The 14900-nt window shown below is 60.5% G+C and carries 14 protein-coding genes; 7 read left to right on the top strand and 7 right to left on the bottom strand.

Going from position 1 to position 14900, the window contains the following annotated elements; translation table 11 throughout:
* Positions 1-2 precede the first annotated feature (2 nt).
* Genes HX814_RS25705 through HX814_RS25720 form a run of 4 tightly spaced genes read right to left on the bottom strand, consistent with a single transcriptional unit; the run spans position 3 to position 4122 of the window.
* Positions 3-650, bottom strand: coding sequence for a MotA/TolQ/ExbB proton channel family protein (locus HX814_RS25705; RefSeq protein ID WP_003217203.1), 648 nt, complete (start codon positions 648-650; stop codon positions 3-5).
* Positions 651-667: 17 nt separating this feature from the next.
* On the bottom strand, positions 668-2950 hold the full coding sequence (locus HX814_RS25710) for a TonB-dependent receptor (RefSeq protein ID WP_008431274.1): 2283 nt from the start codon (positions 2948-2950) through the stop codon (positions 668-670).
* Between the two features lie 24 nt (positions 2951-2974).
* Entirely contained in the window at positions 2975-3712 is a 738-nt protein-coding gene (locus HX814_RS25715) for an energy transducer TonB (RefSeq protein WP_177010087.1), read from the bottom strand.
* A 2-nt stretch (positions 3713-3714) separates the two neighbouring features.
* Complete coding sequence (locus tag HX814_RS25720) at positions 3715-4122, bottom strand: biopolymer transporter ExbD (protein WP_003217209.1); 408 nt, start codon at positions 4120-4122, stop codon at positions 3715-3717.
* A gap of 189 nt (positions 4123-4311) precedes the next feature.
* Between HX814_RS25720 and HX814_RS25725 the strand changes: the two genes are divergently transcribed.
* Both HX814_RS25725 and HX814_RS25730 read left to right on the top strand, forming a co-directional pair.
* Positions 4312-4866 (top strand): GNAT family N-acetyltransferase, encoded by a 555-nt coding sequence (locus HX814_RS25725; RefSeq protein WP_003217211.1) that lies wholly within the window; start codon positions 4312-4314, stop codon positions 4864-4866.
* Positions 4866-6434 carry an alkaline phosphatase gene (locus tag HX814_RS25730; RefSeq protein ID WP_177010088.1) on the top strand — a complete coding sequence of 523 codons (1569 nt, stop codon included), beginning with the start codon at positions 4866-4868 and terminating at the stop codon, positions 6432-6434. The genes HX814_RS25725 and HX814_RS25730 overlap by 1 nt, the downstream gene beginning before the upstream one ends.
* Here the strand turns inward: HX814_RS25730 and HX814_RS25735 are convergent, their stop codons facing one another.
* Positions 6435-7061, bottom strand: coding sequence for a hypothetical protein (locus HX814_RS25735; RefSeq protein ID WP_003217215.1), 627 nt, complete (start codon positions 7059-7061; stop codon positions 6435-6437).
* Positions 7062-7152: 91 nt separating this feature from the next.
* Between HX814_RS25735 and HX814_RS25740 the strand changes: the two genes are divergently transcribed.
* Positions 7153-8085: a LysR family transcriptional regulator gene (locus tag HX814_RS25740; RefSeq protein ID WP_003217218.1), complete on the top strand. Its 933-nt coding sequence runs from the start codon at positions 7153-7155 to the stop codon at positions 8083-8085.
* Positions 8086-8227: 142 nt separating this feature from the next.
* Here the strand turns inward: HX814_RS25740 and HX814_RS25745 are convergent, their stop codons facing one another.
* Together HX814_RS25745 and HX814_RS25750 are read right to left on the bottom strand one after the other, a co-directional pair.
* A complete protein-coding gene (locus tag HX814_RS25745) occupies positions 8228-8635 on the bottom strand; it encodes a PA2817 family protein (protein WP_003217220.1) in 408 nt (135 codons plus the stop codon).
* Between the two features lie 231 nt (positions 8636-8866).
* Positions 8867-11314 (bottom strand): acyl-CoA dehydrogenase, encoded by a 2448-nt coding sequence (locus HX814_RS25750; protein WP_177010089.1) that lies wholly within the window; start codon positions 11312-11314, stop codon positions 8867-8869.
* Between the two features lie 192 nt (positions 11315-11506).
* On the opposite strand from HX814_RS25750, the gene HX814_RS25755 reads away from it, so the two are divergent.
* From HX814_RS25755 to HX814_RS25770, 4 genes are all read left to right on the top strand, one after another.
* Positions 11507-12166, top strand: a complete 660-nt coding sequence (locus HX814_RS25755; RefSeq protein WP_102369633.1) for a transglutaminase family protein — start codon at positions 11507-11509, stop codon at positions 12164-12166.
* 57 nt (positions 12167-12223) lie between these two features.
* Positions 12224-12847, top strand: a complete 624-nt coding sequence (locus tag HX814_RS25760; protein ID WP_102369632.1) for a glutathione S-transferase family protein — start codon at positions 12224-12226, stop codon at positions 12845-12847.
* A gap of 135 nt (positions 12848-12982) precedes the next feature.
* A complete protein-coding gene (locus tag HX814_RS25765; protein WP_003217227.1) occupies positions 12983-13915 on the top strand; it encodes an ABC transporter ATP-binding protein in 933 nt (310 codons plus the stop codon).
* Complete coding sequence (locus HX814_RS25770; protein WP_003217229.1) at positions 13912-14691, top strand: ABC transporter permease; 780 nt, start codon at positions 13912-13914, stop codon at positions 14689-14691. Before HX814_RS25765 ends, HX814_RS25770 begins: the two co-directional genes overlap by 4 nt.
* Positions 14692-14900 lie beyond the last annotated feature (209 nt).

Below are 14900 nucleotides of genomic sequence, written 5' to 3' on the forward strand. Positions count from 1 at the left end.
GGTCACGCAGTGCGGGTGTGCAGCGGGGTCGGTACCAGGTGCGGCACTTCACCCTGCACGCGGGCACCGGTTGCCGCGCGGATCAGCAGGATTTTCAGCTGGTCGTTGATGCGCTCCAGGCTGTCCTGGAAGAAGTTGTGGAACACCACGCAGAACAGCGCGATGGCGATACCCAAACCCGTGGCGAACAGGGCCGTACCGATACCACCGGAAATCTGGCCCGGGTCGGACACACCGGCACTGGCCAGCGCCTTGAAGGTGTCGATGATGCCGAGGATGGTCCCCAACAGGCCGAGCAGCGGCGCGGCGGTGGTGATGGTTTCGATGATCCACAGGCTGCGCGACAGCGGCGCGCGGGTCTTGAGGTACTGGGTTTCGATCTCGTCGTCCAGGTCCTTGCGCGAACCATGGGACGCCTTCTGCGCCAGGATCGGCAGCACCATGCTCAGCGGCAGGCTGTCACGGCGAGTCAGGTTTTCCGGCAGGTCGCGTTCGCTGTGCACATTGGCGCCCAGCACTTCGGTCAATGCACGGGCCTGGCGGCGCACGTAGGCGAAGTAGATGCCACGTTCGATGGTGATGAAGATTGCAATCGCCAGTGCGGCGTACATCACATAAAAGGTGATTTGGTGAAGCAGGTTCATGTCCATGATGCTGAGCCTCGCAGTTAGAAATTGGCTTCCAGGGAAACGGTGACGGTGCGGTCAAGCCCAACGATGTAGGCCGGGTCGCCATCGCGGAAACCGCTGTAGCTCGCCGAGTTGGTCTTGGTGGTGTACACGCCGTCCAGGTACTTCTTGTCGAACAGGTTGTCGACGTTCAGGCGCAGGGTTGCGTCCTTCACGACTTTCTTGTCCACCGGCAGGTAGATACCGGCGCCGAGGTTGAAGATGGTGCGGGCGGAGATGGCTTCGTCGTTGGTCAGGTCGCCATAGAGCTTGCTGGTGAACTTGCCGCCGAAGGTGCCGTAGAAGCGCCCGTCGTCATAGCCGATGTTGGCCGCCAGCATGTTGGTCGGCACGTTGGCGAACTGCTTGCCGCTGGTGGGCAGCACGATCGGCTTGCCGGCGCTGTAGACGGTCAGGTCGTCCTGCTGCTTGGAGCTGGTGTAGGTGTAGGAGGTGTAGTAGTTGAAGTTGTGCGGCAGCTTGCCGCTCCACTCCAGTTCCAGGCCTTTGTTGATGACGGTGCCGGCGTTGATGTCGGCGGAATCACCGTTGCTGTCCAGGGAGGTGAGCTGGCGATTCTTGAACTGCATGTAGAACAGGGTCGCGGCGAGGGTGCTGTCTTCGCCGGTGTAGCGCCAGCCCAGTTCCTGGTTCCAGCTGAGTTCCGGCTTGGAGTCGAGGGAGCCGACGCCTTTGTCGTACAGCACGTAGTTCTGTGGAATACGCATGTTGCGCGACAGGCTGTAGAACAACTGGTCACGCTCGTCGAGCTGGTATTTCAGGCCGGCGTTGGGCAGCAGTTTGTTGTAGGTCTGGCTGGCCTTGCCGGGTTGCTCGGTGAGGCTGCCGTGGTTGGTGCCGTCACGCTCGACGTTCATGTAGGCAATGCCCGCGATCAACGTCCAGTCCGAGTTGATGTACCAGGTGTCCTGGGTCCAGACCTTTTGCGCCGGCGTCACCGTGTAGCGGTCGCGACCCTGTACGGTGTTGCCGTTGGCGTCGACCACGGAGTTGCCGTCGGGCCAGGTATCGCTTGGCTTGCCGTTGTTCTTGAGGGCAATGAACGGTTGGGTCTGGCTTTGGCGGGCGCGTTCATACCAGTAGCCGAATTGCAGGCTGTGGTCGCCCAGGTCCCAGTTCAGCTTGGTGGTGATGCCCGGGCGCCAGGTCTGGGTGCGCGAAGGGCGGTAGTAGACGCCGGTGGTCGCGGAACCGTCGGCGTTGTATTGAGCCTGTGTCGGCAGGTTGCCGAGGTCGAAAACGCCGCCCTTGTTCGAGCCACTGTTCAGCGCATAGGCCGAGGAGCCCACGCCGCTGCCGTTGCCGTAGTAGTAATACGGGATCACCGAGAGGGACAGGTTGTCGCTCAGCTTGTACTGGGTGTTGAGCACGGCGGTAAAGGTTTGGAACGGGTTCTGCGCCAGGTCGTAGTAGCTGCTGACCTTGCCGTTGGCGCCCACCGCCGGTGTCGCCGGGTACGGGTCGTACTTGCGGCCGTACTGCTGGAACTGTGCCTTGGTCAACTGGCTGTAACTGTTGTTGTCCTGCTCGTGGTACTTGAGGATCAGGTTGGCGGTGTTGCCGTTGCCGGCGTCGAAGAAGCTGTTCCACTCCACCTTGTCCGCACGTACGGCACCCGAGCCGCGCCACATCTGGCCTTCGGTGTGGGAGGCCGACAGCCAGTTGCTCAGGCCGTTGACTTCACCGGTATTGAGGCGGGCGAAGGTCTTGCGGGTGGCGTTGCTGCCGACCACTTGCTTGACGAAGGCACCGGTTTCCTTGGTGGGGCGAATGGTCACGATGCCGATGTTGCCGCCGCTGGAACCGATGTGCGGGCCGTCGGCTTCCGACGAGCCCTGGGTGACGAAAATCTGGTCGATGTTTTCCGGGTCGCCCAACAGGTTGGAGTACAACGCGTAGTTGCCGGAGTCGTTGATCGGCATGCCGTCCACCGACATACCGACCTGGTCGGAGTTCATGCCGCGCATGGTGAAGCGGAAGCCCGAGAGGCCGGTGTTGTCTTCACTGGAGATGTTCAGGCCCGGGGTGTACTTGAGCTTGTCGATGGCGTTGCCGGTGGCCGTCTGTTTGTCCAATGCTTCCTTGGTGATGGTCGAGCGGCCCTTGGCGCTCTCTTCCTGGACCATGTAACCGCCCCCAGCGGTTGCCTTGCCCTGTACCCCAATAGTCCCGACGTCACTGTCGCTGGTATCTGCCATGACCACTCCATGGGTCATGCTCGTCGCGGCAACGAGTGCCAGATGAATCCGGGTGAACTTCATCACTGTCGTCCTGGTGGTGTGTGCTTATTGCACGCTGTAGTTGAAGGTGGCGGTGAAGCGCTGCTCGTTACGTCCACCGAAGGCTTGTTCGGGGAACGGTTTCACCTGCTTGATACGGCGCAGGCTGTTGGTGGCGGCCCGGTTGAGCAGCATGCTCGGCGCCGGGGTCTGGATCCCGGAGTCGAGGACGCGGCCTTGGCGGTCCACCATTAACCAGACCACCACCTCGCCACTCGGGCGTTCAAGGGACGCCTGGCGCCCGGTGGGGTATTGCTTGTAGGTGTCCAACTCGTTGCGCAAGCCCTTGAGGTAGCCGCCTTCCAGTGCCTGGCCGTCGACTTTCGGCGGCGCCGGCGGAGCGGCGGGTGCTGGCGTGGGAGCGGGAGCGGCTTGCACCGGCGTGGCGGCCACCGGAGCTGGCGCAGGCACAGGCGTTGGCTTGGCGACCACGGGCTTGGGCACCGGTTTTGGCTTGGGCTCAGGCTTTGGCAGTGGTTTGGGGATCGGCTTGGGTGGCGGAGGCGGAGGGGCAGGTTCGGCCTCCTCGTCTTCGATCACCGGCGGCGGTGGCGGCGGTTCTTCCACCACGGGCTCGGGGACCACTTCCGGCTCCGGCTCGACCAGCGCGAGTTCAACCGCCGACTCGTCGTACTGCGGCTGGATCTTCAGGGGTTGGGACTGGATACCCAGTGCAATCAGCACCAGGGCGATCAGGGCCGGGACACTGCCCAGCAGCCGACGCGCACGAAACAAGGCATACATGATCAGGACTTTTTCGTGGCGATGGAGACAGAGGTAAAGCCACCCAGGCGCAGGGTGTCCATCACCTCGACCAGGCGCGACACTTCCACGCCTTTGTCGCTGTTGACGATGATCGTCGACTTGGTGTCTGGCTTCTCGCCGGCCTTGAGTGCAGGCACCAGCGCGTCGACGGTCAGGTCCTTGCCATCGAGCTGCAGCTGACCTTCCAGGCCCAGGGTCAGGATGAATTTATTTTGCGGCTTGAGCTGCTGTGAACTGCTGGCGCTCGGCAGCTGAGTCTTCATGCCCAGGGCCGGAATCACGTTCAAACTCACCAGTACAAAAAACACCAACAGGAACATCATCACGTCGATCATCGGGATCAGTTCGATGTGTGCCTTGCGTTTTTTGGGTTCATCCCAAGTTCTCATTCCGCTACCCCGCAGTTGATTAGGGGCGACACGCTAGCAACCAAAAATGACCGAATGGTTAACTTTAATTTAAGCTTTTAAGGCTCTAGGACGCGTCTTACAGACGACTCGTAGGTCTATTTATCTACGTAATGAAACTGACACGACGCGGGTACATTCTTGGAGAATTTATTTCGCGAGTCCGCCTGCATGAGCATTGCACTGCCGCATTTATCCACCCCGCGACTGCTGTTGAAGCCTCTGCAAAAGGAGCAGGCCGAGACGTTGTCGGTGCTGGCCAACGATCCCGATATTGCGAACAACACGGCTGCGATTCCATCGCCATACACCTTGGAAACCGCACACGCCTTTATTGATGGCCAGGCAGAGAATTACCGCTCGGGGCATTCACTGGGGCTGGGGATTCATCTGCGGGAAACTGGCGAATTGATCGGCGTGATCAGTCTCAGATTATCTGCTGCTCATCGAAGTGGGCATCTCGGGTATTGGGTGGCCGCCCATTCTCGAAGCCAGGGTTATGCCGCCGAAGCAGCGGCGCAGATCATGGCGTTTGGGTTCAGCGAATTGGCGCTGCAGCGTGTGGGCAGCCAGTGCTTTGCTCGTAACAAAGGGTCCGCTCGGGTCATGGAAAAAATTGGCTTGGGTTACGAAGGGTGCATGAAGGGCGCCTTCCTCAAGAATGGGGTGCACGAGGACATGTTGTTGTATGGCCTGGTGCGTGCCGATTGGAAGGAGCGCAGTTGATGAGTGTGAATCACGATCGCCGTCGCGTACTGGGCGGGCTTGCAGTTGCCACGGCGTTTTCGATCCTCAGCCCGTTTGCCCGTAGTGCAGGCATCGACTATCCCTTCACCCTCGGTGTGGCGTCAGGCGATCCATTGCCCGATGGTTTCGTGATCTGGACGCGCCTCGCGCCGCTGTTCAATGCCGCCGACGGTCGGGGTGGCCTGAGCCGCGCGGTGCCGGTGCGCTGGAAGGTGGCCCGCGATGCAGCGATGACGCACGTTTTGCGCCAGGGCGAGGTGATGGCCAGCGAGCGTTTCGCCCATTCGGTGCATGTGGAAGTGAGCGGGTTGGAGGCGGGTCGACCTTACTGGTACCAGTTCGAGGGCCTCGGTGCGCAAAGCCCGGTGGGCCAGTCGCGCACGGCGCCGGCGGTGCATGCCATGGCATCAGCGCAGTTGGGTTTTGTCTCGTGCTCCCATTGGGAGCGAGGCTACTTCAGCGCCTATCGGCATTTGGCCGCCGAGCAGCCTGACCTGGTGTTTTTCCTCGGGGATTACATCTATGACAGTTCCTACGCGGCTGATTCCGGCAAGGTCATTCGCTCCCACGGCAGCGGCAATGCGTTGAATCTGGTGGATTACCGCAACCGCTACGCCCTGTACAAGACCGATCCGGATTTGCAGGCACTGCATGCTGCGGCGCCCAGTGTGGTCACCTGGGACGATCACGAAGTGCAAAACGACTATGCCCGCCAGTGGTCCCAGGACCCGAACATCCCGGTGACGAGTTTTCTCAAGCAGCGGGCGGCGGCCTACCAGGCCTTCTACGAGCACATGCCGCTGCGGGCCAGCAGCCTGCCGCGCGGGCCGGACATGCGCCTCTATCGGCGTTTGGACTACGGCCGGCTGGCGCGTTTCCATGTGCTGGATGGGCGTCAGTACCGCTCCGAGCAGCCATGCATCCTGGCCAATGGCAGCCACAAGGGACATGTGGCCGCGAACACCTGTGCTGACCTGCGCGATCCCCGTCGCACCATGCTCGGCTGGGAGCAGGAGGCTTGGCTGGATCAGGGTTTTGCCGAGTCCCGGGCACAATGGAACGTGATCGCGCAGGACCTGTTGGTCGCGCCGCTCACGCAACGTGACCTGACCAACCACAAGCCCGGCCGCTGGACCGATGGCTGGGATGGTTACATGGCCAACCGTGAGCGGATGCTTGCGTCGATGGTGCGCAGAAAGGTGAATAACCCGGTGTTCTGGGGCGGCGATATTCACTCGTTCTGGACGACGGACCTGCACGCTGACGCAGGGAATCCGGATTCGCCCGTGGTCGCGACCGAGTTTGTCGGCACGTCGGTGACGTCTGACGGGCCACCATTTGATGCGTTCAGTGCGATCCTGCCCCTCAATCCCCATGTGAAGTTTTTCGACAGCCGCCAGCGCGGCTATGTGTCGGTGGCGCTTGAGGAGAGGAATATGCTGACGAACTTCCGGGTGATTTCCGATCCCCGGGATCCGAACGCCAGCGTCTCGACCCTCAAGTCGTTTGTGGTGGAACCGGGCAGGGCGGGGGCGATTGCGGTTTAGTCAGTTCAGGGTATAGCGCACCGACAATGCACCCTTTTTCTCGGAGAGGGCCAGGATCGTCACCTGACCCACGTCCCCCAATGCCTGCACATGCGTGCCGCCGCAGGCATAGGCCGGCAGGTCGCCAAAACCCACTTGCCGCGTACCGTCATCCAGGGCCATATGGCGCGGCAGGTTGGCGGCGATCCATTGGTCGACTTGCCGCTGGATCGCCTCGGCGTCCATGGCCTGGGCCGAGGTGCCGCGAATAAAGGTGATCTTGCCTTCGCCCGGCCAGTGATGAGCCTTGATCGGCATCCAGCCCAGGGTTTCACCGGCATTGCCGATCAGATGCCCGGCCGAGTGCAGGCGCGTGTGCAAGGTGCGGCGGTCTTCATCGACGCGTGCCTGGATCACGCCGGGAGCCACGGGGCGGTCTACGTAATGCACGACATGATCGCCTTCCTGCACCACCTTCAACACCTGGCTTGCCCCGAGCCAGCCGGTGTCGCAGGGCTGGCCGCCACCTTGTGGATGGAAGATTGTGGACTGCAGGATTACCGCAAACTGGTTATCAAAAGGTGTGCATCCCAGCACTTCAAGTTCGGCATTCAGGTGGTCATGGGTAAAAAACAGGCGCTGGGTCATCATTTATATCCGCATCAGGGTTTCTAACCGGCAGTATAAAAAGTGCGCCAATGGGTGATAATCCGTTCAAATCTCAATGGACTTGTGCGTCATGAGCATCAATCTTCCCTTACCGCTGCTGGGCGAAATGGCGATTTTCGTCAAGGTGGTGGAAACAGGCAGCTTCTCCGAGGCTGCGCGCCAACTGGGAGCATCGCCGTCCTCCGTGAGCCGCAGCATCTCACGCCTGGAAAAGGCCCTGGCAACTCGCCTGCTGCAACGCACTACGCGCAAGTTGCGCCTCAGCGAAGGTGGCGAAGAGGTGTTCAAGCGCTGCCAGGAAATGGTCAGTGCTGCGCGGTCGGTGATGGAAATCAGCGGCCAATACACCCATGAAGCCGAAGGGCTGGTGCGGGTCAGCGTGCCCAAGGCGGTAGGGCGTTTTGTGGTGCATCCGCATATGCCGGAGTTTTTGCGGCGTTATCCCAAGGTTGACGTGCAGTTGATCCTGGAGGACCGGCATGTGGACCTGATTGACGACAATGTCGACCTGAGCATCCGCATCACCGACAGCCCGCCGCCGGGGTTGGTGGGGCGCCAGTTGCTGCCGATCGAGCATTTGATCTGCGCCACGCCGCGGTACCTGGCGGAGCACGGTACGCCGCAGCATCCCCATGATTTGCTGGAGCACAGTTGCATCTACCTGGGTGAGACGCCGGGGGATGCGCGCTGGAAGTTTCGCCAGGGCAGCAAGGCGGTGACGGTGGGCGTGCGCGGGCGGTATGCGGCGAATCACACAGGCGTGCGGCTGGATGCGGTATTGCAACATGTGGGGATTGGCAGCTTGCCGTATTTCACGGCGCGGCATGCGCTGGAGGCGGGGGAGGTGGTGCAGGTGCTGCCGGGGTGGGATTTCATTGCGTCGTACCACGGGGATGCGTGGCTACTGCATTCGCCGACGCGGTACCTGCCGCCGAAGTTGCGGGTGTTTATTGATTATCTGGTGGAGTGCATGGCCAAAGAGCCGACGCTGAAGAAACGGTAGGAATACAGTTTAAATGTGGGAGCGGGCTTGCTCGCGAATGCGGTGGTTCAGTCACCTAAAATATTGACTGAACCATCGCATTCGCGAGCAAGTCGAACCGTCGCACCGCCGCTCCCACATTTGATCTGCGTGAGCCCTGAAATCAGTGCTTGGGCTGGTCATTGGACATGGCCAACAACTGCTTTTCCTGGTTCCAGTCGAACGGTTCGTCGTTCTGTTCAGCTTCGAAGCGACGTTCTTCCAGGGCCTGGTACAGGTCCAGCTCGTCGTCGGGCATGAAGTGCAGGCAGTCGCCACCGAAGAACCACAGCAGGTCGCGCGGTACCAGGTGAGCAATTTGCGGGTAGCGCAGGATGACCTGGCTCATCATGTCCTGGCCCAGGTACTGGCTTTCGATCGGGTCGATGGGCAGCAAGGCGCGCAGTTCATCGAAGCGCTCCAGGAACAGGAGGTGGCTTTCCTCGGGAACCTGTTCGGCTTCGCCGACGGCAACCAGGATGCTGCGCAGGTGGTCGAGCAAGACGAGATGATCGGCAACGACGTTGGACACGAGATAAGTCCTCAAGAGCAAAACGGGCGCGAGAGTATATAGCTCGGTGCCTTGCCTCACAAATACGATTCCTTTTGACGAGTGGCTGTTGTTGTCAGGCAAGGCGCCGCGACGAGTCATAGCTTGCTATGGCGAGGAGCGGCAACGCAGCATGACGACAACAGACGCCGTCAAAAGGGATCAGTATTTGTGAGGCAGGGCACTCTACCCGTTTTTATATGACCGCTGGGATCAGCGGACTTTTCCCTCAGCCTGGCTCAGTTCTTCCTTGCTGAAATCATCCACGTCGATCACCTTGCGTCGCGCCGCTTCAGCGTCACGCAGGGTCTGCGCCTCGGCCGGTTGCAGCACGCCGGCATGCAGCGCGGCATCGATGGCGTGTTCGCCCGCGGTCGGTTTGACCTGGCCGCTCTTGAAGCCTTCGTGGAGTTTTTTCTGCAACGGATGGCTGTCGGCCAACAGGTCGTAGGCGTGTTGCAGGGCGCCCACCGGATCTTCTGCGGACTGTGGGCGATAGCAGCCCGCCAGCACCGCTTCCAGGGTCGGGTCACCCTTGGCGCGACCAAGCACTGCGGCCACCTCGGCATCCAGCGCATCGGACGGGCCTTTATGACGGCGGCCGAACGGGAACACGATCACCCGCAACAGACAACCCAACACCTTGCTCGGGAAGTTGGTCAGCAGTTCATCCAGTGCACGCTCGGAGTGGCCAAGGCTCTCTTCCATGGCCCAGGCGAACAGCGGTTCCAGGTGGTCTGGCGAATCCAGGTCGTGATAACGCTTGAGTGCAGCCGATGCCAGGTACATGTGGCTCAGCACATCACCAAGACGTGCCGACAGGCGTTCGCGTCGTTTCAACTCGCCGCCCAGCAGCATCATGCTCAGGTCCGCCAGCATCGCAAACGCCGCGGCCTGACGGTTGAGTGCGCGGAAATAGCCCTGGCTCAGGCTGTTGCCCGGAGCCTTTTCGAAGTGACCGAAACCGAGGTTCAACACCAGGGTGCTGGCGGCGTTGCCTACGGCAAAGCCGATGTGCTGCAGCAGCAGGCCGTCGAATTCCTTCAGCGCCTGGTCATGGTCTTCGCGACCGGCCAAGGCCATTTCCTTGAGCACGAACGGATGGCAGCGAATTGCGCCCTGGCCGAAGATCATCAGGTTGCGCGAGAGGATATTCGCGCCTTCCACGGTGATGAAGATCGGCGCGCCTTGCCAGCTGCGGCCCAGGTAGTTGTTGGGGCCCATGATGATGCCCTTGCCGCCGTGCACGTCCATCGCGTGGCTGATGCATTCGCGGCCGCGTTCGGTCAGGTGGTACTTGAGGATCGCCGACAGTACCGAGGGTTTCTCCCCCAGGTCGACCGCGTTGGCGGTGAGCATCCGCGCGCTGTCCATCAGCCACGCGTTGCCGCCGATGCGGGCCAGGGCTTCCTGGATGCCTTCAAAGGCCGCCAGCGGTACGTTGAACTGCTCACGCACCTGGGCGTACTGGCCGGTCACCAGGCTGGTGAACTTGGCCGCGCCCGTTCCGACGGCAGGCAGGGAAATCGAACGGCCTACCGACAGGCAGTTCATCAGCATCATCCAGCCCTTGCCGAGCATTTCCTGGCCACCGATCAGGAATTCCAGCGGAATGAAAACATCCTTGCCGGAGTTGGGGCCGTTCATGAACGCGGCGCCCAGTGGCAGGTGACGGCGGCCAATTTCAACACCCGGGGTGTCGGTGGGGATCAGTGCGAGGCTGATGCCCAGGTCTTCTTTGTCGCCCAGCAGATGATCCGGGTCATGGGCCTTGAAGGCCAGGCCGAGCAAAGTCGCTACCGGGCCGAGGGTGATGTAGCGTTTTTCCCAGTTCAGGCGCAGGCCGAGGGTTTCCTTGCCTTCCCATTCGCCTTTGCAGATCACCCCGGTGTCGGGCATGGAGCCAGCATCGGAACCGGCCAGTGGGCCGGTCAGGGCAAAGCACGGGATATCGTCGCCACGGGCCAGGCGTGGCAGGTAATGGTTGCGTTGTTCATCGGTGCCGTAGTGCAGCAGCAATTCGGCCGGGCCCAGGGAGTTGGGGACCATGACCGTGGAGGCGAGGTCGCCGCTGCGGGTCGCCAGCTTCATCGCGACCTGGGAGTGGGCATAGGCGGAGAAGCCTTTGCCGCCGAACTCCTTGGGGATGATCAGGGCAAAAAAGCCATGCTGCTTGATGTGTTCCCAGGCGGCGGGGGGCAGGTCCATGGCCTGGCCGATTTCCCAGTCGGTGACCATGGCGCACAGTTCTTCGGTAGGGCCGTCGATGAAGGCTTGTTCTTCTTCAGTCAGTTGCGCCTTGGGATAGGCCAGCAGCTTGTCCCAGTCGGGGCGGCCGCTGAACAGCTCGCCGTCCCACCACACGGTGCCGGCGTCGATGGCGTCGCGCTCGGTCTCGGACATCGGCGGCAGGACTTTCTGGAACCAGTTGAACAGCGGCGCGGTGAAGTACTTGCGGCGCAGGTCCGGCAGCAGCAGCGGGGCGGCTACCACGGCGATCAGTACCCAGAAGATCAGCAGCAACCAGCCTGGTGCGTGGCTGAAGGCGCCCATCGCCAACAGGTAGACGGCGACCACGCCGATGGCGGGCAGGGGCGCGATGCGCCGGTGCGCCAGGTAGGCAATGCCCACCACCAGAACCAGTATCCACAACAACAGCATATTCAATCCTCCGTGAAACCAGGTGCGAAATCACCTCAGAGCTTAGTCGGCATCCGAACAAGCGGGGTGACGAGGGTGTTACGTGGTGTGCCGGCAATGATTAGCACCAGGCGCCGACATTTGGCCGAATCGTCGTTATCCCAGGTGCATGCCTGTGGTTAGACTCAGGGCTTGCTCTCTGAGATTAACCTCATGAATGCGTACTTGAATCCCGGCCGCTTCATCGATAGTGACCACCCTGCGGTGGTGGAGTTCGCCGAAAAACATCGCGGTTCGAGTGCCGCACTTCGTGACCAGGCAGTCAGTCTTTACTACGCTGTGCGCGAGGCGGTGCGCTATAACCCCTATACCTTCAGTCGCGACCCGCAAACCCTCAGCGCGAGCTTCGCACTGGCGGCCGGCGAGAGTTATTGCGTGCCCAAGGCAACATTGCTGGCGGCGTGCGCAAGGCACTGCGGGATCCCGGCGCGCATCGGCCTGGCCGACGTGCGTAACCACCTCTCGACGCCCCGTTTGATCGAGCTGCTCAGAAGTGACGTATTTGCCATGCATGGCTATACCGAGTTGTATCTGGACGGCCGTTGGGTCAAGGCCACGCCGGCGTTCAACCAGCAATTGTGCGAACTGTTCGATGTGCCGCCGCTGGATTTCGATGGCATTCATGACAGTGTTTTCCACGCCTTCAACCGCAAGGGCCAGCGCTCCATGGAGTACGTGGTGGACCATGGGCAATTTGCCGAGGTGCCCGAGGAATTCTTCTTCGCCCACATCCAGAAATGTTACCCGCACCTGTTTGGCGAGCAGATGCCGATCCTGCTGGGGGACATGCAGAGTGATTTAAGCCGGACGTGATCCGGCGTATGCTGCCCCGGCATTCATCCAACCATCTTTTTCAAAATCGGGGCGGTCATGCTGAAAATCTGGGGTCGTAAAAATTCGTCAAATGTCAGGAAAGCACTGTGGTGCGCCGAGGAGCTCGGCCTGGACTATGAGGCAATTGATGCGGGCGGGGCTTTTGGTGTGGTCGACACGCCGCAATACCGCGCGCGGAACCCCAATGGCCGGGTGCCGATGATTGAAGACGGCGACTTTGTGCTGTGGGAATCCAACACCATCGTGCGCTACCTGGCCGCCAAACATGCGCCGGATTCGAACTGGTACCCCAGCGAGCTGCAAGCCCGGGCCAACGCGGAAAAGTGGATGGACTGGACCACCTCGACCCTGGCCGAACCGTTCAAGACCGTGTTCTGGGGCGTGCTGCGAACCCCGGCTGAAAAACAGAACTGGGACACCATCAACGCCGGTCGCCAGGCCTGCATCGACGTTTTGCAGACGGTGGATCAGGCCTTGGCCACGCAACCTTACCTGTCCGGCAGCGAGATCGGCATGGGCGATATCCCCTTGGGCAGCTTCATTTATGCCTGGTTCGAAATGCCCATCGAGCGCCCGTCGATGCCTAACCTGGAAGCCTGGTACCAGCGGCTGCGCCAGCGTCCGGCCTATCAGAAATCGGTCATGACCGCGTTGACCTGATACCGACTATTAATACGGGTTACTGTACTTGTGCGGCGCGGACAAGCACCATGCTTGTCACGCGCAGCCGTTGTATTCCGTGCGGTCTGCCCTCATGTAACAATTCTATTCCTCTTCTTTGGTGCGTAATCCGATATGAGTTCCGCTCTGTCCATCCGGCAGCTAACCAAAACCTACGGCAACGGTTTCCAGGCCCTGAGTGGTATCGATCTGGACGTCGCCGAAGGTGATTTCTTCGCCTTGCTCGGCCCCAATGGCGCCGGCAAATCCACCACCATCGGGATTCTCTCGACCCTGGTCAACAAGACCACCGGTACGGTGAATATCTTTGGCAACGACCTGGACAAATCCCCGGCGGCGCTCAAGCGCAGCATCGGCGTGGTGCCCCAGGAGTTCAACTTCAACCAGTTTGAAAAGACCTTCGACATCGTCGTGACCCAGGCCGGTTACTACGGCATCCCGCCGAAGATCGCAAAGGAACGCGCCGAGCAATACCTCACGCAACTGGGCTTGTGGGACAAGCGCGACGTGCCTTCGCGTTCCCTGTCCGGGGGCATGAAGCGCCGCTTGATGATCGCTCGCGCCCTGGTTCACGAACCGCGCCTGCTGATCCTCGACGAGCCGACGGCGGGCGTGGACATCGAGCTGCGTCGTTCGATGTGGACGTTTCTCACCGAGCTGAATCAGAAAGGCATCACCATCATTCTCACCACGCACTACCTGGAAGAGGCTGAGCAGCTGTGCCGCAACATCGGCATCATCGACCACGGCACCATTGTCGAAAACACCAGCATGCGTAATTTGCTGAGCCAGTTGCACGTCGAGACCTTCCTGCTCGACCTGAAAAACGACATGACGGTTGCGCCCCAGTTGATCGGCTACCCGAATCGCCTGGTGGACAGCCACACCCTGGAAGTCCAGGTGGACAAAGCCGTGGGCATCACCGCGCTGTTTGGCCAATTGGCTACCCAGAACATCGAGGTGCTGAGCCTGCGTAACAAAACCAATCGCCTTGAGGAGTTGTTTGTGTCCCTGGTGGAGAAAAATCTGGCGAAGGTGGCGGTATGAGTTCGGAACTGCAACCCAACCTTGTCGCGCTGCAGACCATCGTTTATCGCGAAGTGAAGCGCTTTACCCGGATCTGGCCGCAGACCTTGCTGCCGCCGGCGATCACCATGGTTTTGTACTTCGTGATCTTCGGTAACCTGATTGGTCGGCAGATTGGTGATATGGGTGGATTCACCTATATGGAGTACATCGTGCCAGGGTTGATCATGATGTCGGTGATTACCAACTCCTACGGCAACGTGGTGTCGAGCTTTTTTGGCAGCAAGTTCCAGCGGTCCATCGAGGAATTGATGGTGTCGCCGGTGTCGCCTCATACGATTTTGATCGGCTACACCCTGGGCGGCGTGCTGCGCGGGTTGATGGTTGGGGTGATTGTGACGTTGCTGTCGCTGTTCTTTACCCATTTGCAGGTGCATCACCTCGGGATCACCCTGTTGGTGGTGGTGCTGACGGCGACTATCTTTTCGTTGCTGGGGTTCATCAATGCGGTGTTTGCGCGCAATTTTGATGATATTTCGATTATTCCGACGTTTGTTCTTACGCCGCTGACGTATCTGGGTGGGGTGTTTTATTCGATCACCTTGCTGCCGCCGTTCTGGCAGACGGTGTCGTTGGCTAACCCGGTGTTGCATATGGTTAACGCGTTTCGCTATGGGATCCTGGGCGTTTCGGACATCAAGATCAGTGTGGCGATCACCTTTATGCTGGTGGCGACTGTGGTGCTGTATGTGGGGTGTGCGCGGTTGCTGGTGAGTGGGCGTGGGATGCGCACCTAAGCGTTGATATGTGATGAAAGACGGCCTCCAGATGAGGCCGTTTTTTTTGGCGATTGGTTTGAGTACATATCCGTTTCTTCGGTAACGGCTACTTATGGTTTCGCTCTTACAGCGAGTCACTTTGCAAAAGCGGCAAAGTAACCAAAGCGCTCTGCCCCGCCTGTCGGCGCCTCGCCTAGGCTCGGCGTTCCCTCACTCCGGCACCGCGA

The organism is Pseudomonas sp. C8002 (assembly GCF_013385765.1).
Classification (GTDB): domain Bacteria; phylum Pseudomonadota; class Gammaproteobacteria; order Pseudomonadales; family Pseudomonadaceae; genus Aquipseudomonas.